Here is a 20,928-nt window from a genome sequence, read left to right as displayed (position 1 = left end):
CCCTGTCATGACCGACGCTCCCCGCGCCGTCCCGTCCACCTCCTCGGCCCGGATCACCCTCGATCCCACCGCGGTCGTCGCCCCCGTGAATCCGCGGATCTTCGGCTCGTTCGTCGAGCACCTCGGACGCTGCGTCTACGACGGCATCTACGAGCCCGGGCACCCCACGGCGAACGAGGACGGCTTCCGCCTCGACGTGGTGGACCTGGTGAAGGAGCTGGGCAGCACGACCATCCGCTATCCCGGCGGCAACTTCGTCTCGGGCTACCGCTGGGAGGACGGGGTCGGCCCGCGCTCCGAGCGCCCCCGCCGCCGCGACCTGGCCTGGCACTCGCTCGAGACCAACGAGGTCGGACTCGACGAGTTCGCCCGCTGGGCCGAGCTCACCGGCAGCGAGATCATGTACGCGGTCAACCTCGGCACCCGCGGCGTCCTCGAGGCGCTCGACGTGCTCGAGTACGCGAACGGCCCGGCCGGCACCGCTCTCGCCGACCAGCGCATCGCCAACGGCGGCACCGAGCCTTACGACATCCGCATGTGGTGCCTGGGCAACGAGATGGACGGCCCCTGGCAGGTCGGCCACATGAACGCGGAGGACTACGGCAAGCTCGCCTCCCGCACCGCCAAGGCGCTCAAGATCGCCGATCCGTCGCTCGAGCTCGTGGTCTGCGGCTCGTCCGGATCCGGCATGCCGACCTTCGGCGAGTGGGAGCGCGTCGTCCTCGAGCACACCTACGACGACGTCGAGTACGTCTCGTGCCACGCGTACTACCAGGAGTACGGCGGAGACCTGGGCTCGTTCCTGGCGTCCTCCCTCGACATGGAGTACTTCATCGCGACGGTCGTCGCGACCGCCGACCACGTGAAGTACAAGCTCAAGAAGTCGAAGGACATCATGCTGTCCTTCGACGAGTGGAACATCTGGTACCTCGAGGAGTGGCAGGCCAAGGAGAAGGCCGACGCCGAGGGCGACCAGAGCACCCGCGAGTGGGCCTACGCCCCCCGCCTGCTCGAGGACGTCTACTCGGTCGCCGACGCGGTGGTCCTGGGCAACCTGATGATCACACTGCTGAAGCACTCCGACCGCGTGACCTCGGCCTCGCTCGCGCAGCTGGTCAACGTGATCGCGCCGATCATGACCGAGCCGGGCGGAGCGGCGTGGCGCCAGACCACGTTCTTCCCGTTCTCGACGACCGCGCGTCTCGCCTCCGGCACCGTGCTCAAGCCCCGGATCGAGGCGGGCACGTACTCCACCGCCCGCCACGGCGAGGCTCCGCTCGTCGACTCGGTCGCGACGCACGACGGCGACCGCTCGTCGGTGTTCCTCGTGAACCGCTCGCAGACGGAGTCGATCACGGTCACCGTCGACGTGTCCGGCCTGGGCGTCTCGAGCATCGCGGAGGCGGTCGCCCTCTTCGACGAGGACCCCTACGCGAAGAACACGAAGGACGACCAGGAGCGCGTGGGCCTGCGCGACGCGGTCGACGCCTCCCTCTCGGACGGCACCCTCACGGTGACGCTGCCTCCGGTGTCGTGGACGGCGGTCGCGCTGACGGCGTAGCGCCGACTCCGGAGGCGGTAGGTCTCGATACGCCGCCTCCGGCGGCTACTCGACCGGCAGGCACGGGGAAGCCCCCCTGCTGGTCGAGTAGCCCGCGCAGCGGGCGTATCGAGACCCCCGTCCTCCAGAGGCCGCGTCAGCCGCACGCCGGCCACTGCACCGGCACCGGCAGCCGCCGCCGCTCCGGCGCCGCACCCCGGTCGGCCAGCCGCTCGATGAGCAGCTCGGCCGCCGCCCGCCCCAGCTGCTCGCCGTCGACGTCGACCGCGGGCACCCCGACCAGACCCAGCGCGTCGACGATCGAGCGCTCCGAGCTCACCACGAGCCCCTCCGGCACCCCGCCCGACGACAGCAGCGCGTACTGCACGCCGAGCCCGAGCGCGGTCGCGTACGGCACGACGGCCGTCGCTCCCGAGTCGCGCACCGATGCCGCGGCGCCCACTCCCGCCGCGAACGTGGCCGGGAAGGGACCCAGCACGGTCAGCTCCGCTCCCCCGCGCCGAGCCGCCTCGCTTACCGCCGCCGTGCGCTGACCGTCCTGCCACGACCCCTCCGGTCCGCCGATGTAGAGCACGCGCTCGTGCCCGTCGGCCGTGAAGCGCTCGACGAGCGCGCCGAAGGCCGAGGCGGTGTCGGCGACGACGGAGGCCATCCCGTCGACCTCCCGGTCGACCAGCACGGTCGGCTTGTGCGATCCCGCCGAGAGCAGCAGCTCGTCGCCGCCGCGCGGCGCGACCACGATGAAGCCGTCGACCTGGCGCGAGAGCCGGTCGAACGCTCCGAGCTCGCGCACCGCCTCGAGCGGATGCACGGCCACGGTGAGCTGGAGGCCGTCCTCGTCGGCGCGGCGCTGCGCCCCTCCGATGATCGGCGTGAAGAACGCGTTGTCGAGGGTCGGCACGACCAGCGCGACGACGCCGGTGCGGCCCCGGGCCAGCTGGCGGGCCGCCGAGTTGGGGATGAAGCCGAGCTTCGCCGCGGCGCTGAGCACCCGGGCGGCCGTCTCGGGCGAGACGACCTCGGGGCGGGAGAGCGTGCGCGACGCGGTCGCCTTCGAGACGCCTGCGAGGGCGGCGACGTCGGCGAGCGTGGCCATGCGTCCCCCCTCCGGCTCTCCCGTGATCATAGGGCCACGTCTGCAACCGCTCGCATCGAGGACGTGCCCTGACGCGGGATCACGAAACACAGTGTTTACACGCGCGAATCGAAGCGGGTAGCGTCGCCGGTCTACTGTCGATGCAACCGGTTACATTCACCCTGCGGCCTTTCACGGCGCCGCCCGACGCGTCCGATCGGAGTTACTCGTGAGGTCGAGGACCGCTCCCCTCCTGCTCCTGCCCGGGCTGGGCTTCCTGCTGCTCTTCTTCGTCGTCCCCTCGCTGGTGATGCTGTTCGCCCCTCCCGGAACGGGGCCCGTCGAGGTGATCGCCCGGGTCGGCGAGATGCTCACCGACCCCTACGAGCTGCGCATCATCGGCCGCACGGTCGGCATCGGACTCGTGGTGACGCTGATCTGCGTCGTCCTGGGTTTCCCGATCGCCTACCTGCTGGCGCGCTCCTCGTCCCGCTGGTCCGGCGTCCTGCTGGCCCTCGCGATCTTCCCGCTCCTGCTCAGCAACGTCGTGCGCACCTTCGGCTGGCTCGTCGTGCTCGGCTCGAACGGCGCGATCGGCCAGCTGCTCGTGGGTCTGGGCGTCGTGTCCGAGGCCCCGCAGCTGCTCTACACGGAGCTCGCGATCGTGCTCGGCCTGACCCAGCTCTTCCTGCCGCTCGCGATCATCTCCTGCTACTCCGCCGTCTCGCAGGTCGACGCCGGCCTCGACGATGCCGCCCGCGGACTCGGCGCGAGCCCCACCCGCACCTTCTGGGACGTGGTGGTCCCGCTCTCGCTGCCCGGCGTCGTCGTCGCCGCGACGCTCGTCTTCGCCGGCTCCGTCACCGCGTACACCACGCCCTACCTGCTCGGCGGGTCGAGCCAGCGGATGCTGAGCACCCAGCTGTTCTCCTACTCCAGCGTCACGATCGACTGGGCCGGCGCCTCCGCCACCGCGATCGTCATGACGGTCCTGGTCTTCCTGGTCTCCGGGCTCTCCTCCCTCGTCGCCCGGAAGGGAGCCGTCTCATGAGGACCCGCCGCCCCGTCGCCGCGTCGCTCGCGGTCGCCGGCTACGTGATCATGATCGTGCCGATCCTGTTCGTCGTCGCCACGGCTTTCACCGCCGGATCCACGCTCCGCTTCCCGCCGGAGGGGCTCTCGTTCCGCTGGTTCGGCGAGGCGCTCTCGTACGACCCGTTCCTGGAGTCGCTGGCCACCAGCGCGCAGCTCGCCGTGCTCTCGACGGCGATCGCCCTGCTGATCGGCATCCCGGCGACCCTGGCGATCTACCGGGGCAGGATCCCCGGCCGCTCGCTGATCGAGGGGCTCTTCCTCTCGCCGCTGATCGTGCCCGAGCTCGTCGTCGGCCTGGCGCTGTTCCAGCAGCTCGTCGTCACGCTCGACATCGACAACGCGGCCGTGCTGCTGATCGGCCACACGGCGCTCCTGCTCCCCTACGCCGTCCGCGTGACCGGCGCCTCGCTCGCCACCAGCGACCCGGCGCTCGAGGAGGCCGCCCGCGGCCTCGGGGCCGGACCGCTGCGCACCTTCTTCACCGTCACGCTCCCGATCCTGCGCCCCGGGGTCTTCTCGGCCGCGCTGCTCGGATTCGTGACCTCGTTCAACAACGTCCCGCTGTCGCTGCTCCTGCAGAGCCGCGACGCCAGGACCCTCCCCGTGACGATGCTCGACTACGTCCAGCAGAGCTACGACCCCATGGTCGCGGCCACGTCCACCCTCATCCTCGCGGCGACCGTCGTCATCGCGATCATCGCCGAGCGCAGCGTCGGCTTCGCCCAGATCTTCGGAGGCATCAACCGATGAGCGCAGCAGCGGAATTCGTCGACGTCAGTCAGGTCTTCGGTGACTTCACCGCGGTCGACGGCATCGACCTGGCGATCCCGTCCGGGAAGCTGACCACCCTCCTCGGGCCCAGCGGATGCGGCAAGACCACGTCGCTGCGGATGCTCGCCGGGTACTCGACGCCGACCTCGGGCCGGATCCTGATCGACGGCGTCGACAGCACCCGGCTCGCTCCCGAGAAGCGCGGACTGGGCATGGTGTTCCAGTCGTACGCGCTGTTCCCTCACCTCAGCGTCGCCGACAACGTCGGCTACGGGCTGAAGCTGCGCGGTCTCGGACGCGCCGAGCGGGCTCAGCGGGTGACCGAGAGCCTCGAGATGGTCGGGCTCGCGCACCTCGCAGCGAGCCGGCCGCGGCGCCTCTCGGGCGGACAGCAGCAGCGCGTCGCCCTCGCCCGCGCCATCGCGATCCGCCCCCGGCTGCTGCTGCTCGACGAGCCGCTGTCGAACCTGGATGCGCGGCTCCGCGTGCAGATGCGCTCCGAGATCCGCCGCATCCAGTCCGAGACGGGGCTGACCGTCGTGCTGGTCACGCACGACCAGGACGAGGCGCTCGAGATGAGCGACGAGATGGTGCTCATGCGCGCCGGGCGCATCATGCAGCAGGGCGCACCGGCCGCGGTCTTCGGCGCTCCGGCGAACCGCTTCGTCGCCGACTTCCTCGGCTACGAGAACTTCCTCGGCCTCGCCGACGGCTCGCTCGTGACGGTGCGTCCGGAGCACCTCGCGGTGACGAGCGGGGCCTCATCCGGCGCACTGTCCCTGGACGCGGTCGTCGTCGACGTCGCCTACCGCGGGGTCGACGTGCTGGTGACGGTCGAGGCGACGGATCCCGCCGGCGACCCGGTGCGGCTGGTGTCGGACGTGCGCGCCGACTCCGCCGCGCGCGTCGCGCCCGGGGACGCGGTCGTCGTGTCGGCCGCGGCGTCGCGGATCGTCGCACTGGCCCGCGACTGAACGCGGCGCCTGCTCCCGCGCTCTCCTCGTTCTCTCCGTCCTCCTCTTCCCCAGCAGCTCCCCTCCGCAGCACCTCTCGAAAGGAACCGCCATGTCCCGCACCACACCCCGGCGCGCCGTCGCCCTCACCGCCGGTGCCGTCATCGGCGCCCTCGCCCTCGCCGGCTGCTCCGGCGGCTCCGACTCCTCGGAGTCCGAAGGCGCCTCCGAGACGCTCGTCGTCAGCACCTTCCCCTTCGGCGTCGAGCAGTTCCAGGAGGCGGTCATCGACCCCTTCACCGAGGCGACGGGCATCGAGGTCGAGGTCGAGACCGGCTCCAACTCCGACCGGCTCTCGCAGCTGCAGCTCGCGGGCGGCGACGACCCCGGCGTCGACGTGATGCTCATCAGCGACTACTACGCCGCACTCGGCCAGGAGGACGACCTCTTCGAGCAGGTCGACGCGGACGCCGTGCCCGCGATCGCGGACATCGCCGACTTCGCTAAGGAGGACGTCTACCTCGGCCCGGCCTACAGCTACCAGCTCAACGGCACGCTCTACTCCACCGACGCGTTCTCGGCCGAGCAGGCCGCCGACTGGGAGCTCTACGGCGACTCCGCGAACGCCGGGCGCGTCGCGCTGCCCGACATCTCGGTCACCGCGGGCCAGCTGATGATCAGCGGAGTCGCGGCCACCTACGGCGACGGCCCCTACGACATCGACACGGCGCTCGACACCCTGTCGGGCTGGGCTCCCGGCGTGCTGCAGTTCTACAGCTCCTCCACCGAGGTCACGAACCTGCTGACGCAGGGCGAGATCACCGCCGCCGACGCGCTGAGCGGCTTCGCCACCGACCTCGTCGCCTCGGGCGAGCCCATCGGCTGGACCCCTCCCGCGACCGGCCGCTACATGGCGACCAACCGCGCGATGATCCCCGCGGGCGCCGCGAACACCGACGCCGCCGAGCAGTTCATCGACTACCTGCTCTCGGTCGAGGCGCAGACCTCCTCCGCCGAGATCGTGGGTGACCTGCCCGTCAACCTCGCCGCGCAGGTCCCGGAGTCGATCACCGCCGTCGTCGGCGACATCGCCGCCGACCCCACGGCCGCCGGCTACGAGACCCTCGACCCGACCGAGCTCGTCCCCACCCGCTCGGAGTGGGTCGACCGCTTCGCCCGCGAGGTCACCGCCCAGTAGGCGGCCCGCCCGTGCGCGGCCGCCGCGCCGCGCACGGGCCCTCCACCCTGCACCGCCCGCACCACCCGGAGAGACCGCCATGAGCACCGAGACCGCCGCCCCGACCGCCGCCGCCGGCGCCGTCCCCGACGAGTGGATCCGTCGGATCCCCAAGGTCGACCTGCACTGCCACCTGATCGGGACCGTGCGCGCGAGCACGTTCGCCGAGCTCGCCCGCCGGGAGGGCCTCGCGCTGCCCGCCGACCCCGAGCGGATCTTCGCCGACATCAACTCCCTCCCGCCCGACCCCGCGCTCTACCGCGACACTGTCGTGCCGGTGCCGCAGGGACGCTCGGCCGGCGAGCCCGAGGTCTCGTACTCGCTCTTCCAGGCGTCGGAGTGGGTGGTGCAGGTGCTCCGCTCGCCCGAGGACCTGACGCGGATCGTCTACGAGGCCTTCGAGGACGCGCACCACCGCAGCGGCACCCGTCATCTCGAGCTCTTCTTCGACGCCGTCCCCGAGCACCTGGCGGGCCTGGGGTACCGCGGCAGCGTCGAGGCGTACGCCGACGGCATCCGCGCGGCCCAGCGCGACTTCGGCATGACCGGGCGGATGATCGCCGGAATCGACCGCAGCCGCAGCGGCGAGGAGGCCCTCGCCCTCGTGCGGCAGGTCGTCGACTCCCCGCACGAGTACGTCGCCGGCATCGGCCTCGACAACCTCGAGACCGCCGGCCCGCCCGAGCGCTTCGCAGACGCGTACGCCCTGGCCGGACGAGCGGGTCTGGGCCGCACCGCGCACTCCTCCGAGCACGCCCCCACCGCCGCGAACACGATCACCTGCCTGGATCTGCTGGGCTGCGACCGCATCGACCACGGCTACTTCGTGCTCGAGGACCCGGCCGTCGTCGAGCGGATGCGCGAGGACGGAGTGGTCTTCACCGTCGCGTCGACCACCTCCCGCCGCTCCTGGCGCCCGTGGCGCCGCGCCTCCATCCGCGCCATGCTCGACGCCGGTCTACGCGTCACCCCCTGCTCGGACGACCCGGGGATGTTCCCGACGACGCTCGCCGACGAGTACCGGATCGCCGCGGGGCCGATCGGAGCGACGCACGCGCAGCTGCGCGCGATGGCGCTGACCGGGGTGGACGCGTCGTGGCTGCCCGCGGCCGAGAAGGCGCGGCTGCACGTGGCGGCCGCGGCGGAGCTCGATGCACTGGACGCGGAGTTCGGGCTGGGGCTCTAATCCCGGACGCGCCACCTCCGCGCCGAGAAGTCGAGGGAATGTCAGTGGTCGACGCTTCACTGCTCGCATGACGGAGATCGGTACGACGGAAGCGGTGCTCGCGGAGGTCCGCGGGCGCGGCGACCGCGCCGCCGCGCTCGCCCGCTCGGCTGCACCGCTCCACCTCGCCGCGGCCGAGGAGCTGTACGCGGGCTACCGCGCAGCTCTCGAGCACCCCGAGGCGTTCTCCCGAGGCCGGTCGCGCAGCGAGTCGAGCGATCTCGTGGAGCGCTCGATCCGAGCCGAGTTCGCGGTCGCCCTCAGGGTCTCGGAGGCGTCCGCCTCGCGCTCACTGGAGCAGGCGCGGCTGCTCGTCGAGGATCTGCCGATGACCAGGGCCGCGCTGGCCGGAGCGCGCATCCTCTGGGAGTCGGGCCGCATCGTCTGCGCCGTCGCCGCCACGCTGCCCGTCGCCTCGCGGGCCGCGTTCGACGAGCGCGCAGCCCGTCTCGCCGTCTCCCTGACCCCCACCCAGCTGCGGCGAGCCCTGGCGCGACTCCGGGAGGAGCTGCACGAGCAGCCCCTCGCCGAGCGCCACCGGCGAGCCCGTGAGGACCGGGCCGTGTGGATCACGCCGGAGATCGACGGCATGGCGACCCTGTCCGCGCTCCTCCCCGCTCCCACCGCGATCGGAGCGTTCGCCCGCCTCGACCGGCTCGCGCGGACCCTCCGCGAGGGCCGCGCCGGCGCCGGTGAGCACGGCGACCAGCGCCGCGACGAGCCGTGCGACGACCGCACCCTCGCGCAACTGCGCGCCGACGCCCTCGCCGGCCTGCTGTGCGACGGGGACGTGTCGGGCACCTCGCCCGGCGAGCCCGGTGCACCCACGTTCGTCCCCGGGGTGCGCGCCGAGATCCGCCTGACCCTCCCCGCCACGACCGCCGCCGGTCTCGACGACTCCCCCGCAGACCTCGACGGCTACGGCCCCGTGCCGGCCGATGTCGCCCGGGAGCTGGTCGCCGGCGGCGCCTCCTTCACTCGCGTCGCGACCGATCCCGGTGCCGGCACCGTCGTCTCCGTCGGCCGCACGCTGCGCGTCCCACCCCCGGGGATGCGCCTCCACCTGCAGCTGCGCGACCAGACCTGCCGCTTCCCCGGCTGCACCCGTCCCGCGTCGCGCACCGAGGCCGACCACGCCGTCGAGTGGCGCCATGGCGGCGAGACCGCCCTCCGCAACCTCGCCTCCCTCTGCGTCGCCCACCACCACGTCCGCCACGGCGACCGCTGGACCTACGTCCTCCACCCCGACGGCACCGCCGACTGGACCACCCCCACCGGACGCCGTGTCACGACCCGCCCGGGCCCGGTCGCCGGCGCCCCGCCGGGCTCGGGCCCGCGGTTCGCCGACCCGCCGCCACCCTTGTGAGCAAGCGACCGCGGAAACCCGCGTCGCGTCGCGCCCATCGATCGAATGTGAACCAGGGTGCGTGGGCACCCGCGGCTCCCGGCGACGGCGGGTCGCGATACGCCGCTTCCGGCGCCTACTCGACCAGCAGGCCTGCGTATCGCCGCGCGCGAAGCACATCCCTCCCCGGAGAACGGGACCACCTCGCCGAGCCGACCACGCGACGCCACGGGGCGATCCGTGTGCGAGCGGATCGCGTAGCGGAACGCACTCCGCTCTGCCGACCGCGCCCGACTCGAACAGCCGACCGCGCGCCGATCGACGAGGACCTCGTCGAATCGGACTCAGTCCAGCAGCAGCGCCGGCTCCTCCAGCACGCTCGCCACGTCGGCCACGAAGCGGCTCACCACGTCGCCGTCGACAACGCGGTGGTCGAACGATCCGCCGACCGTGGTCACGTAGCGGGGACGGACCTCGCCGTCGACGACCCACGGCTTCTGCTTGATCGTGCCCAGCGCGATGATCGCGACCTCGCCGGGGTTCAGGATCGGAGTGCCCGTGTCCATCCCGAAGACGCCGATGTTGGTGATCGTGATGGTGCCGTTCTGCATGTCGGCGGGCGCCGTCTTGCCGTCGCGGGCGTCGAGCGTGAGCTTCTCGAGGGCCTGGGCCAGCTCGAGCAGGCTCATCGACTGGGCGTCCTTCACGTTCGGCACGATCAGTCCGCGGGGGGTGGCCGCGGCGATGCCGAGGTTGACGTAGTGGCGCACGATGATCTCGGAGTCGGTCCACGCCGAGTTGACGGTCGGGTTCCTCCGGACCGCCCAGATGATGGCCTTCGCCATGATCAGCAGCGGCGACACCTTGGTGCCGGCGAAGTCGGGCGAGTTCTTCAGGCGCTTGACGAACTCCATGCTGCGCGTGGCGTCGACGTCGACGAAGACGCTGACGTGCGGCGCGGTGAAGGCGCTCTGCGACATCGCGGCGGCGATGGCCTTGCGGACGCCGCGCACCGGGATCCGCTCCTCGCGGGAGTCGGCCCAGGCGGGGGTCTGGATGTTGCGGAAGACGCTGGCCTGCGAGGCGTGGCGGATGACGTCGTCGCGGGTGACCTCGCCGGCGAGGCCGGTGGCCTGCACCTCGAGGAGGTCGACGTCGAGGTCCTTCGCGAGCTTGCGGATGGGCGGCTTCGCGATGACGGGGAGCGCGGCCGCGGCGGGGACCGACGTCGGGCGCGGCGGCGCGGCCGGGCGCGCGGGGGCCGCGGCGGCCGGAGCGCCCTGCGGTCGGCGGCGACGGGTGGCGACGTGGCCGCCCGCGGTGCCGTAGCCGACGAGCGCGGCGCCCGATCCCTCTCCGGGCTCGGTCGTCGACGGGGCGGGCGGAGCCGCCTGCGCCGGGTGGGCGGGGATCGCGGGGATCTCGGACCCGAGGGTGCCGGCTCCCGCCTGCACGGTGATGATCGGGGTGCCGACGTCGACCGTCTGGCCCTCGTCGACGAGGACGTCGACGACGGTGCCGCTGAACGGGGACGGCAGCTCGACCAGGGACTTCGCGGTCTCGATCTCGACGAGGACCTGGTTGACGGCGACCTCGTCGCCGACCTTGACCTTCCAGGCCACGATCTCGGCCTCGGTGAGGCCCTCGCCGACATCGGGGAGGAGGAACTGCTCTGTCATCGTCGGGATCTGCTTTCTGACGCTGGAGGGACGCGGACGCGTCGGGTGGGACGCGGACGCGTCAGTACGCGAGGGAGCGGTCGACGGCCTCGAGCACGCGGTCGACGTCGGGGAGGAAGATCTTCTCGACCTTGGCGGGTGGGAACGGGGTGTCGAAGCCGGCGACCCGCAGCACGGGCGCCTCGAGCGAGTAGAAGGCGCGCTCGGTGACGGTCGCCGCGATCTCGGAGCCGAGGCTCACGTTCGCGGACGCCTCCTGGGCGACGACGAGGCGGCCGGTCCGGCGCACCGACTCGAGCAGCGGCTCCCAGTCGATCGGCGAGAGCGAGCGGAGGTCGACGACCTCGATGCTCGTCCCCTCCTCGCCCGCGAGCTCGGCGGCCTGGAGCAGCACCGACACCATCGGGCCCCAGCCGACGACGGTCACCTCGGTGCCCGGTCGCACGACGCGGGAGGCGTGCAGCGGAACGGCGGAGGCGCGCAGGTCGACGTCGCCCTTGGGCCAGTAGCGGCTCTTGGGCTCGAAGAACATCACCGGGTCGTCCGAGGCGATGGCCTCCTGGATCATCCAGTAGGCGTCGTTGGGCGTGGACGGGCTCACCGCGCGCAGACCGGCGGTGTGCGCGAAGTACGCCTCGTTGCTCTCCTGGTGGTGCTCGACCGCTCCGATGTGCCCGCCGTAGGGCACGCGGATCACGACGGGCATGCTCAGCTGCCCCTCGTGCCGGTTGGTCATCTTGGCCAGCTGCGAGGTGATCTGGTCGAAGGCCGGGTAGATGAAGCCGTCGAACTGGATCTCGCAGACGGGCCGGAAGCCGCGCATGGCGAGTCCGATCGCGGTCCCGACGATGCCGGACTCGGCGAGCGGGGTGTCGAGGACGCGCTGCGGTCCGAACTCGGCGTGCAGTCCCTCGGTGATGCGGAAGACGCCGCCGAGGGGGCCGATGTCCTCGCCCATCAGCAGGACGCGGTCGTTCTCGGTCATCGCGCGGCGGAGGCCGGCGTTGAGCGCCTTGGCCATGGACATCGACTGGAGCTGCTCCTCGGAGAGGTGCGGCTGGGCAGCCGTGGTGCTGGTGTCGATCGTCATCGCGGGTCGCCTCCGAACGAGTCCTCGTAGCGCTGCAGCCACGCCTTCTGCTCGGCCACCTGCGGATGCGGTTCCGAGTACACGTGGTCGAAGATCACGTCGACCGGCGGCGCCTCCAGCTCGAGCAGCCGGCGGCGGATGTCGGACGCGTAGTCCTCCGCCTCCGCGTCGACCTCGTCGAAGAAGGACTGCTCCACGCCCTCGGAGCGCAGGTACGCGGCGAAGCGCGTGAGCGGGTCCTTCGCGATCCACGAGGCGAGCTCGTCGTCGGTGCGGTACTTCGTGGGGTCGTCGCTCGAGGTGTGCGCACCGATGCGGTAGGTGAGCGCCTCAATGAACTGGGGGCCGCCGCCCGAGCGGGCGTCCTGGAGGTGCTTCGCGGTGACGGCGTAGCTCGCGAGCACGTCGTTGCCGTCGATCTGCACGCCGGGGATCCCGAAGCCGGAGGAGCGGAGGTAGAGCGGGCTGCGCGACTGCGTCGCCACGGGCACCGAGATCGCGTAGTGGTTGTTCTGCAGGAAGAAGACCTGGGGCGTCCGGTAGCTCGCGGCGAAGACCATCGCCTCGCTGACGTCGCCCTGGCTCGAGGCGCCGTCGCCGAAGTAGACGACGACCGCCGCGTCCTTCTCGGGGTCGCCGGTGCCGGTCGCCCCGTCGAAGGTCAGCCCCATCGCGTAGCCGGTGGAGTGCAGCGCCTGCGAGCCGAGCACGAGCGTGTAGAGGTGGAAGTTGCCGTTCGCCGGATCGGTGGGATCCCAGCCGCCGTGCGTGGTGCCGCGCAGCAGAGCGAGGACGTTCAGCAGGTCGATGCCGCGGATCTTGCCGACGACGTGCTCGCGGTATGAGGGGAACACGTGGTCCTGCGGGCGCATCGCGAAGGCCGAGCCGACCTGCGCCGCCTCCTGGCCGTGGCTGGGCACCCAGAGCCCGAGCTGACCCTGCCGCTGGAGGTTCGCGGCCTCCTTGTCGAAGCGCCGGACCACCGCCATCTCGCGGTAGAAGGAGCGGTGCTGCTCCTCGCCGATCCCGTCGAGGAAGGAGGCGTACTGCTCTGCCGCGGGGGTCGGGGCGAAGCGCCCGTCCGCGGTGAGGAACTGGACCGTCGGCGACTCCGTGCTGGTGACTACCACCCGACTAACCTATCCGCCTCGCGGGATGCCCCTGCGGGAGGGACCCCACAATCTCGGCCGCCGCCGAGAGGAGCTTGTCGACAGACTCCTCCTCGCCGATCGAGACCCGGATGCCCTCCGGCGGGAACGCCCGGACGACGACGCCGGCCCGCTCGAAGACGCCCGCGGCCCACTCCGTCTGCTCGCGCGTGTCGAACCAGAGGAAGTTGGCCTGCGAGTCGGGCAGCGTCCAGCCCGCCTCCTGGAGCGACTGCTGCACGCGGTCGCGGAGGGCGACGATGCGGTGCACGCGCTCGAGCAGCTCCTCGCGGTGCCGGAGGGACGCGACGGCGGCGGTCTCGGCGAACCGGGTCACCGAGAGCGGGATCGCGGTGGACCGGGCGGCGTCGAGGATCCGGGGGTGGCCGATCGCGTAGCCGACGCGCAGTCCGGCGAGCCCGTAGGCCTTGGAGAAGGTGCGGGCGATCACCAGGTTCGGGTACCGGCCGAGCAGCGCCGTGCCGTCGACGGCGCGCTCGTCGTCGACGAACTCGGCGTACGCCTCGTCGAGGAGGACGAGGACGTCGCTCGGGACCCGCTCGAGGAACGCCTCGACGTCGTCGGCGGTCGCGATCGTGCCGGTGGGGTTGTTGGGGCTGCAGACGATCACCAGGCGGGTGCGCTCGGTGATCGCCAGCGCCATCGCGTCGAGGTCGTGCGTGTCGTCGGCGCGCAGCGGGACGGGCACGCTCGTCGCTCCGGCGGTGGTGACGAGGGAAGGGTACGCCTCGAACGAGCGCCAGGCGTAGACGACCTCGTCGCCCGCTCCGGCCGCCGCGCTGATGAGCTGCGCGATGACGGCGACGGATCCGGCCCCGACGATCACCTCGTCGAGACCGACGCCGTACTCCTCGGAGAGCGCCGTCCGCAGGGCGGTCGCCGCCGCATCGGGGTAGCGGTTGAAGTCGCTCACCGCGTGCACTTCGTGCAGGACGGAGGGCAGCGGATCGAACGGATTCTCGTTCGAGGACAGCTTGAACGCGTCGGCGGCCGCCGCTCGACCCTGGCGGTAGGCCGGGAGGGCGAGGATCTCGGGGCGGAGGCGGACGGGAGGGGCCGACGGGTCTGTCACCCGCCAATGGTAGGCGGCGGGGGGACACACACCCCCCTGGCCCGCGGCAACCTCCCTTCTTCGGGGGCCGATCGTGGCCCTGTCCCCCGATAAGGTGCCGTCATGCGGAGTCGACGGCGAACCGAGCGGTGCCCTGGTGCGCACCGGGCGCCTCACCGCGTCGTCGCCGCCGTCTGGGCGGGCCTGCTGACCCTCGCGCTCGTCGCCTGCACCCCGCAGGAGGACGCGGCCGGTCCCCCTCCGACGCCCCGCGAGACGTCGATCGAGGTGACCGCTCCGGCCGAGTTCACCGCGGCGAAGGAGCGGGCGCTGAGCGTCCGCGACGACGTGCTCGCCCTGCTCGCGGCCACCGACCGCTCGGTCGAGGGCAGCGCCAGGGGCGACCTCCTCGCCTCCGTCCCCGCTCTCACCGCCGCCCTCGCCGGCGTCTCGACCGAGGAGCTGATGGCGGCCTCCGATGCCGCCGTCGACGCCGAGCTGGTCGTCGCTGACCGCGTGCTGGGCCTCGGCGCCGGAACCCTCGCCTCCGGCTCCGGGTCCAGCGCCCGCCGAGCCGCACTGCGCACCGCGATGGGGGAGCTCGAGGCGGCCGTCGCCGCCCGCGGCGGTCTGGCCGCTCCGGCCCGCGCCGTGCTGGACGCGCGGGACCCGCTGATCCCGCCTCCCGGCAGCGGAGTCCCGCCGCGCGCCACGCAGGCCCCCCAGCCGCCCGCGGCCACTCCCCCACCCGCGCAGCCCACCCCGGAGCCGACTCCGACCGAGCCGCCCGTCGAGCCGCAGCCGACGGCGCCCCCCGCGCAGCCGGAGCCGCCGCCGCAGCCCCCGGCGCAGCCGGAACCGCCGGAGCAGCCCGAGCCCACTCCGACCCGGCAGCCGCCGATCGATCCGATCCCCGACTGCGGCAGCGACCCCTCGCTCTGCCCGCCCGTCCCCTCGCCGTCGATCGACGACCCCCGCTGACCCACCGGCTCTCGCGGGCGGCCCCGCGGACCGGGATAGTGGAGGCATGCGCAGACTCCTCCTCGGCCTCCTGACCAACGCCGTCGCGATCTGGCTCACCACGCTCGTGGTGGCGGGGGTGCGCGTCGCTCCGTACGAGGAGGGGGCCACCGCCGCCGTCCTCACGTACCTCCTCGTGGCGGTGATCTTCGGAGTCGTGAACGCCGTCGTCGGCGGCGTGATCCGCGTGGTCGCGTTCCCGCTGTACCTGCTGACGCTCGGGCTGATCTCGTTCCTCGTCAACGGGGCGCTCCTGCTCCTGACCGCCTGGGTCAGCGGCCTGTTCGGGTTCGGACTCGAGGTGGACGGCTTCTGGTGGGGCGTGCTCGGCGCCCTCGTGCTCGCGATCGTCAACTGGTTCATCGGGCTCCTCGTGCGCCCGTTCCTGCGGAGCCGCGAGAGCTGACCGGCACCGTCGTCAGGCGGACGCCGACCCGGGAGTCGGGTGCCGAGCGCCACAGGGCGAAGAGCCCCGCACCGGCGACCGCCAGGCGCGGGTCGCTGTCGAGGGTCTGCGCGGTCGCGATGTAGGAGTGGAGTGCGTGCGCGGGCACGGCGCCCTCCTGCAGCGTCGCGGCGGGATCGGACCCCCGCTCCACGCGGACGACGCCCGGCTCCAGCGCGCTGGTCCGCCCGAATCCGGCGAGGGCCGGCACCAGATCGTCCGAGTGCTCGACCGACACGGTCCTGGTGCCGTCGGGCAGATCCAGACCCCGGATCGGGCTGCCGAAGGCGACGACGTCGTGCACGTCGTACCGCCCCGACTGCGCGACGCGCGCCGCGATCAGCCCGCCCTGCGAGTGCGCGACGATCGTGACGGGCGCTCCCGGAGGCACGCCCGCCGCCTCCATCGCGGCCAGCGTCCCCTGCACCGAGGTCCCGGCGCTCCCGCTCATCGCCTGCAGGTTCGCGGCGGCCCCGAAGGCCTGCGCGGGATCCCCGCTCCAGTCGGTCGTCCCCGAGACGGCGACGAGCCACTCCGATCCGTAGCGCTCGATCACGACCTGCGGCCCGTCCGGGTCGCTCGGCGGGACCCGCCCCGCGAGCTCGCCCCAGCCGCGCGGCGGGGCGGCGACCGATCCGAAGGGCGGCGCCGGAGGATCCGCCCGCTCGAGACGGAGCCGCCGCTCACCCGGCGGGGGCACCGCACCCAGCAGCGTCCCGAGCACGACGAGCACCCCCGACGCCGAGCCGACGCCGGTGCCGATCACCCGCTCGTCAGGCGGGGCGCCGAGTGCGGCCGCGATCGGTGCTGGCAGCAGCAGCACCCCGATCTCGGTCCCCAGCCCGATCGTCGAGATCAGCGCGCGGATCCCCTCGAGCACCAGCGGATCGCCGAGCAGCGCCCGAACCAGCTCGTCGCGCTCCTGCTCGAGTGCGGCCCGGTCGCCGCCCGCCAGCAGTGCCGCTCCGACACCGTGCACCGCATCCGTCGTCGCGCGCACGAGCGCCGCGGCGTCCGCGAGCGCGGTCGGTGCGCGGTGCCCGAGCGACTCCTCCGCCCGTCGCGCGAAGGCGACCACCGCGACGACGGGGGCGGAGCCGGGTGGCAGCGGCGGCGGCTCCTCCGCCCGCTCGTACGCGGCAGCGGCGCTCGCCAGAGCCGCCCGCAGCACGTCCGCCTCCTGGGCGAGCAGGCGCAGCCGCGCGCCGAGGAGGCCGAGCTCGCCCGAGCGCTCCGGCGAGGTGAGCGCGACGGCCGGCGCCGCCGCGTCGACCCCGGCCGCGCACTCGGTGAGACCCGCCCCGAGCACGCTCAGCATCCGCTTCCGCTCGTCGAGCTCGAGCGTCTCGACCCGCGCGGTCACCGCACGCCCTCCGCGAGCATCGCCGCGCTCGCCTCGAGGACCGCGAGATCGCCCAGGATCCGGGCCGCCCGCTCCGCGAAGCCCCTCGCCGCCGCGTCCTCCCAGTCGGCGTCGGGGACGAGCCCCGCCGCCTCCGCCCGCAGCTCGCCCACCCTCTCCGCGAGTGCGCGGAGCTGCGGCCCCGCCCCGTGCGCCGTGTGCTCGATCACCGTGCTCGCCTCCGTCATCGGGCCCCCGCGGAGCCAGCATCGCCACACGACCGCGCGGCCGGGCACCGCCGGGTCGGTTCGGGGGAGGACGGAGCGGACCGACCGGGTGTGAGGGAGCCCTCGTGCACCAGAATGAGCGGGTGACCCCCCGCCCCCTCGCGCCCTCGGCCTTCGCCGTGTGCTTCGTCTGCACCGGCAACATCTGCCGATCGCCGATGGCCGAGGTCGTCCTGCGCTCGCTGGCCGAGCGGGCAGGCCTCGGCTCGGTCATCGAGATCACGTCGGCCGGCACGGGCGAGTGGCATCTCGGCGAGCAGGCCGACCACCGCGCGCTCGACGCCCTCGAGCGACGGGGCCTGGACGGCGCCCGCCACCGCGCCCAGCTCTTCGATCCCTCGCGGTTCGGGGAGTTCGACCTGGTCGTCGCCCTCGACCACGGTCACGAGCGCGCCCTGCGCTCCTGGGCGCGGACGGACGTCGACCGCCAGAAGGTCCGCCGGCTGCTCGCCTTCGAGCCGGGCCTCTCCCCGCAGGGCGACGTGCCCGACCCCTACTATTCCGATGCGGCGGCGTTCGACTCCGTGCTCGCGCTCATCGAGCGGGCCTGCGAGTCGCTCTTCGCCCAGATCGAACCCGGACTGCGCGGCAACCGCGCGTCCCTCACCGACTCCCCCCGAGAACCGGAAGGCACCACCGCATGACGCTCCCCCTCCAGCCGCTCAGCCCGCTCGACGGCCGCTACAGCTCCGCCGTCTCCTCGCTCGGCGAGTACCTCTCGGAGGCGGGCCTGAACCGGGCGCGGGTGCACGTCGAGGTCGAGTGGCTGCTCGCCCTGACCGACCGACGGCTGTTCGGCTCCGAGCCCGTCGACGCCGCCACGGCCGAGGAGCTGCGCCGTCGCGCCCGCGACTTCGGCCAGGCCGAGATCGACGAGCTCGCGACCCTCGAGGCGACCACGCGCCACGACGTGAAGGCCGTGGAGTACCTCGTCCGTCACTGGTTGGCCGACCTGGGCCTGAACCGCATCGCCGAGCTCACCCACTTCGCCGCCACCAGCGAGGACATCAACAACCTCTCCTACGCGATCGTCGTGCGCCAGGCCGTCGGCGAGATCTGGCAGCCCAAGCTCCGCTCGGTCGTCGACTCCCTCCGCGAGCTGGCGGTGCGCTACCGCGACGAGTCCATGCTCAGCCGCACGCACGGCCAGCCGGCGACGCCGACCACGATGGGCAAGGAGTTCGCGGTCTACGCGTACCGCCTCGAGCGCGTCCTCGCGCAGATCGACGCCACGGAGTACCTGGGCAAGTTCAGCGGAGCGACCGGCACGTTCGCCGCGCACCTCGCCGCCGATCCCGACGTCGACTGGGCCGGTCTCGCCGAGGAGTTCGTCACCTCGCTCGGTCTCGACTTCAACCCGCTGACCACCCAGATCGAGTCGCACGACTGGCAGGCCGAGCTCTACGGCAAGGCCGCGCACGCCAACCGGATCCTGCACAACATCTGCACGGACATCTGGACCTACATCTCGCTCGGCTACTTCCGGCAGATCCCGCAGGCCGGAGCGACGGGCTCGTCGACCATGCCGCACAAGATCAACCCGATCCGGTTCGAGAACGCCGAGGCCAACCTCGAGCTCTCGAGCGCACTGCTCGACTCCCTCGCGCAGACCCTCGTCACCTCGCGGCTGCAGCGCGACCTCACCGACTCGACGACGCAGCGCAACATCGGAGTCGCCTTCGGCCACTCCCTGCTCGCCCTCGACAACATCGCGCGCGGCCTGCTCGAGATCGACCTCGACCCGCGCGCGCTCGCGGCCGACCTCGACACCAACTGGGAGGTGCTCGCCGAGGCGATCCAGACCGTGATCCGCGCGGAGGTGACCGCCGGGCGCTCCTCGATCACCGACCCCTACGCGATGCTCAAGGACCTCACCCGCGGCAAGCGCCTCGGCGCCGAGGACCTCGCGGCCTTCGTCGACGGTCTCGACATCGGCGAGGCCGCGAAGGCGCGCCTGCTGGCGCTGACGCCCGCGGGCTACACGGGCGCCGCCTCGGCCCTGGTCGACCGCCTGAACTGACGGAGGCGCCGGTGTCGGCGGTCGTGCGTAGCGTCGGGGCATGCCCCGCCGCCGCACCGCCGCCGTCACCGCCTGCAGCATCGACGGGTGCGCTCTGCCGACCGAGGCGGGCGCACCCGTCGCGCTGTGCGCGGCGCACCTCGGCCTCGCCCACGACTGGGTCGCCCGCGAGGACGGGGTCGTCGACGCGCTGCCGTCGCCGTGCCCCGTCTGCGGATCCCGGCTCGGCGTCCGCCTGCCGTCGGCCTGGCTCTGCGCCGCGTGCGAGTGGCGGCACGGCGAGGTGCCCGACGGCGAGCTCGGGCCGCCGCGCGTCGAGGTGGTGTACTACATCCGCTTCGGCGACCGGCTGAAGATCGGCACGAGCGCGAACCCGCGCCAGCGGCTGCACCGGCTGCGGCACGAGGAGCTGCTGGCCTTCGAGCGCGGCGGTCGATCGCTCGAGCAGCACCGGCACGCGCAGTTCGCCGCCGAGCGCCTCGAGCGCACGGAGTGGTTCGCGCGGAGCCCCGCCCTCGACCGTCACGTCGAGACGGTGCGGGCGGGCGAGCCCGATCCGTGGGCGACTCACCGCCGCTGGTTCAGCGAGGCCCTGGCGCTGCGCACCTGACGACCATCGGAGTCAGCGGCACCACGCGTCCACGAGCAGCGGGCCGCGGATCTCGCGCAGCCGCTCGAGGACCCGGTCCGCGAGGGCCGGCGAGACCGCCGACGCGGTCAGATCGAACGGACCGAGCGGAGCGAGCCTCCCCGTCCGCACGCGCAGCACCTCCCAGCCGGCCGCCCTCACAGCGCGGTCCTTCCGCCGGTCGGCCTCCTCGCGCTTCCCGACGTGCTCGAGCCCGTGCCGACCCGTCGAGTCGTACTCGATCGCGACGCGCAGCTCGGCCAGCACCACATCGGGCCACGCCTCGAGGTGGTCGAAGAACGGCTGCCGCAGCCGCACCGCCGTGAGCCCCGGTTCGAACTGCAGGCGCTCGGCGAGCAGCGCCCGCAGTCGCGCCTCGACGGCAGAGGCGGGCGGAGGAGCGCAGCGGCTCGCGAACGGCTCGCCGACGGGCAGATCCGGCGTCTTCGAGCAGAGCCGCGGAGGGCGACGGGAGGAGGGGCGCGGGGCGACAGCGCGCACGGGAGCAGCAGCCGCAGAGGCAGCAGGTGACGCCGTGCGCCCCGCCGACGCCGCCCGGGCGAGCGCCACCACCATCGGCTCCCCCACGTCCTCCCGCATCGGCGCCGCCCGCGGCCCTCGGGGAGCCGCCGCCTCGGCGCAGTCCGGGCACCACGACGAGCGCCGCCGCTCGCGCCCCGGCCGCATCCGCTGCTCCTCGGGCGTCGCCACGAACAGGTGACCCGTGTCGCAGAGCCAGCAGAGGTAGACATCGGCGGCCGGCGGGATCTGGCTCAGGACGATGCCCTCGTTGTACTCCGGCCGGTACTGGCGTACGAGCACCGGGTACGACCGCCACGCCTCCCGGTAGGTGCCCACCGCGTACGGCACCTCGACGCCGCGCGAGAAGCGCCGGCGCCGCCACCATCGTCCGATCTGCTCAGCCACGGCGGCAC

General features: G+C 73.1%; 20 protein-coding genes. 12 read left to right on the top strand and 8 right to left on the bottom strand.

All coding sequences use genetic code 11. The annotated features are described in order from the left end of the window. Positions 1-7 precede the first annotated feature (7 nt). Positions 8-1,561 (top strand): arabinosylfuranosidase ArfA, encoded by a 1,554-nt coding sequence (arfA, locus tag ASF48_RS02700; protein WP_055785984.1) that lies wholly within the window; start codon positions 8-10, stop codon positions 1,559-1,561. Between the two features lie 136 nt (positions 1,562-1,697). On the opposite strand, the gene ASF48_RS02695 is transcribed toward arfA, so the two are convergent. Next, positions 1,698-2,657, bottom strand: coding sequence for a LacI family DNA-binding transcriptional regulator (locus ASF48_RS02695; protein ID WP_055785981.1), 960 nt, complete (start codon positions 2,655-2,657; stop codon positions 1,698-1,700). A gap of 208 nt (positions 2,658-2,865) precedes the next feature. Between ASF48_RS02695 and ASF48_RS02690 the strand changes: the two genes are divergently transcribed. The 6 genes from ASF48_RS02690 (at position 2,866) to ASF48_RS02665 (ending at position 9,283) form a co-directional block, all read left to right on the top strand. Then, entirely contained in the window at positions 2,866-3,687 is an 822-nt protein-coding gene (locus ASF48_RS02690; RefSeq protein WP_082480939.1) for an ABC transporter permease, read from the top strand. Beyond that, positions 3,684-4,481 carry an ABC transporter permease gene (locus tag ASF48_RS02685; RefSeq protein WP_055785978.1) on the top strand — a complete coding sequence of 266 codons (798 nt, stop codon included), beginning with the start codon at positions 3,684-3,686 and terminating at the stop codon, positions 4,479-4,481. Before ASF48_RS02690 ends, ASF48_RS02685 begins: the two co-directional genes overlap by 4 nt. After that, positions 4,478-5,476 carry an ABC transporter ATP-binding protein gene (locus ASF48_RS02680; protein WP_055785974.1) on the top strand — a complete coding sequence of 333 codons (999 nt, stop codon included), beginning with the start codon at positions 4,478-4,480 and terminating at the stop codon, positions 5,474-5,476. The genes ASF48_RS02685 and ASF48_RS02680 overlap by 4 nt, the downstream gene beginning before the upstream one ends. 91 nt (positions 5,477-5,567) lie before the next feature. Next, positions 5,568-6,653 (top strand): extracellular solute-binding protein, encoded by a 1,086-nt coding sequence (locus tag ASF48_RS02675; RefSeq protein WP_055785971.1) that lies wholly within the window; start codon positions 5,568-5,570, stop codon positions 6,651-6,653. A 79-nt stretch (positions 6,654-6,732) separates the two neighbouring features. Then, the gene (locus ASF48_RS02670; protein ID WP_235577173.1) at positions 6,733-7,878 is read left to right on the top strand and encodes an adenosine deaminase family protein; all 1,146 of its coding nucleotides are present in this window, start codon (positions 6,733-6,735) and stop codon (positions 7,876-7,878) included. 67 nt (positions 7,879-7,945) lie between these two features. Beyond that, positions 7,946-9,283: an HNH endonuclease signature motif containing protein gene (locus ASF48_RS02665; RefSeq protein ID WP_055785968.1), complete on the top strand. Its 1,338-nt coding sequence runs from the start codon at positions 7,946-7,948 to the stop codon at positions 9,281-9,283. A 323-nt stretch (positions 9,284-9,606) separates the two neighbouring features. Here ASF48_RS02665 and ASF48_RS02660 read toward each other — a convergent pair whose 3' ends face one another. The 4 genes from ASF48_RS02660 to hisC form a co-directional block, all read right to left on the bottom strand. Continuing rightward, complete coding sequence (locus ASF48_RS02660) at positions 9,607-10,941, bottom strand: dihydrolipoamide acetyltransferase family protein (RefSeq protein ID WP_055785965.1); 1,335 nt, start codon at positions 10,939-10,941, stop codon at positions 9,607-9,609. 61 nt (positions 10,942-11,002) lie between these two features. Next, on the bottom strand, positions 11,003-11,968 hold the full coding sequence (locus ASF48_RS02655; protein WP_372488142.1) for an alpha-ketoacid dehydrogenase subunit beta: 966 nt from the start codon (positions 11,966-11,968) through the stop codon (positions 11,003-11,005). Positions 11,969-12,027: 59 nt separating this feature from the next. Beyond that, positions 12,028-13,161, bottom strand: coding sequence for a thiamine pyrophosphate-dependent dehydrogenase E1 component subunit alpha (locus ASF48_RS02650; RefSeq protein ID WP_055785957.1), 1,134 nt, complete (start codon positions 13,159-13,161; stop codon positions 12,028-12,030). A gap of 4 nt (positions 13,162-13,165) precedes the next feature. Continuing rightward, a complete protein-coding gene (hisC, locus tag ASF48_RS02645; protein ID WP_055785954.1) occupies positions 13,166-14,272 on the bottom strand; it encodes a histidinol-phosphate transaminase in 1,107 nt (368 codons plus the stop codon). Positions 14,273-14,374: 102 nt separating this feature from the next. Between hisC and ASF48_RS19230 the strand changes: the two genes are divergently transcribed. Both ASF48_RS19230 and ASF48_RS02635 read left to right on the top strand, forming a co-directional pair. Continuing rightward, the gene (locus ASF48_RS19230) at positions 14,375-15,232 is read left to right on the top strand and encodes a hypothetical protein (protein ID WP_055785951.1); all 858 of its coding nucleotides are present in this window, start codon (positions 14,375-14,377) and stop codon (positions 15,230-15,232) included. Between the two features lie 46 nt (positions 15,233-15,278). Continuing rightward, on the top strand, positions 15,279-15,677 hold the full coding sequence (locus ASF48_RS02635) for a phage holin family protein (RefSeq protein WP_055785948.1): 399 nt from the start codon (positions 15,279-15,281) through the stop codon (positions 15,675-15,677). On the opposite strand, the gene ASF48_RS02630 is transcribed toward ASF48_RS02635, so the two are convergent. Next, positions 15,631-17,079, bottom strand: a complete 1,449-nt coding sequence (locus ASF48_RS02630) for an alpha/beta hydrolase (RefSeq protein ID WP_055785944.1) — start codon at positions 17,077-17,079, stop codon at positions 15,631-15,633. The two genes, ASF48_RS02635 and ASF48_RS02630, sit on opposite strands and share 47 nt — an antisense overlap. Beyond that, a complete protein-coding gene (locus tag ASF48_RS19605) occupies positions 17,076-17,288 on the bottom strand; it encodes a hypothetical protein (protein WP_162238017.1) in 213 nt (70 codons plus the stop codon). The genes ASF48_RS02630 and ASF48_RS19605 overlap by 4 nt, the downstream gene beginning before the upstream one ends. A 140-nt stretch (positions 17,289-17,428) precedes the next feature. On the opposite strand from ASF48_RS19605, the gene ASF48_RS02620 reads away from it, so the two are divergent. The 3 genes from ASF48_RS02620 to ASF48_RS02610 are packed head-to-tail and all read left to right on the top strand — an operon-like array spanning position 17,429 to position 19,975. Beyond that, positions 17,429-17,989, top strand: a complete 561-nt coding sequence (locus ASF48_RS02620) for a low molecular weight protein-tyrosine-phosphatase (RefSeq protein WP_200930954.1) — start codon at positions 17,429-17,431, stop codon at positions 17,987-17,989. Continuing rightward, positions 17,986-19,365 (top strand): adenylosuccinate lyase, encoded by a 1,380-nt coding sequence (purB, locus tag ASF48_RS02615; protein ID WP_055785937.1) that lies wholly within the window; start codon positions 17,986-17,988, stop codon positions 19,363-19,365. Before ASF48_RS02620 ends, purB begins: the two co-directional genes overlap by 4 nt. Positions 19,366-19,405: 40 nt before the next feature. Further along, the gene (locus ASF48_RS02610; protein ID WP_055785934.1) at positions 19,406-19,975 is read left to right on the top strand and encodes a GIY-YIG nuclease family protein; all 570 of its coding nucleotides are present in this window, start codon (positions 19,406-19,408) and stop codon (positions 19,973-19,975) included. Between the two features lie 12 nt (positions 19,976-19,987). Here ASF48_RS02610 and ASF48_RS02605 read toward each other — a convergent pair whose 3' ends face one another. After that, complete coding sequence (locus ASF48_RS02605) at positions 19,988-20,920, bottom strand: hypothetical protein (RefSeq protein ID WP_055785931.1); 933 nt, start codon at positions 20,918-20,920, stop codon at positions 19,988-19,990. Between the last annotated feature and the right edge of the window lie 8 nt (positions 20,921-20,928).

It is taken from the genome of Rathayibacter sp. Leaf299 (genome assembly GCF_001423055.1).
Lineage (GTDB): Bacteria > Actinomycetota > Actinomycetes > Actinomycetales > Microbacteriaceae > Rathayibacter > Rathayibacter caricis.
Note: the sequence above shows the minus strand (reverse complement) of the source record. Positions and strands in the feature narration are given on the sequence as shown.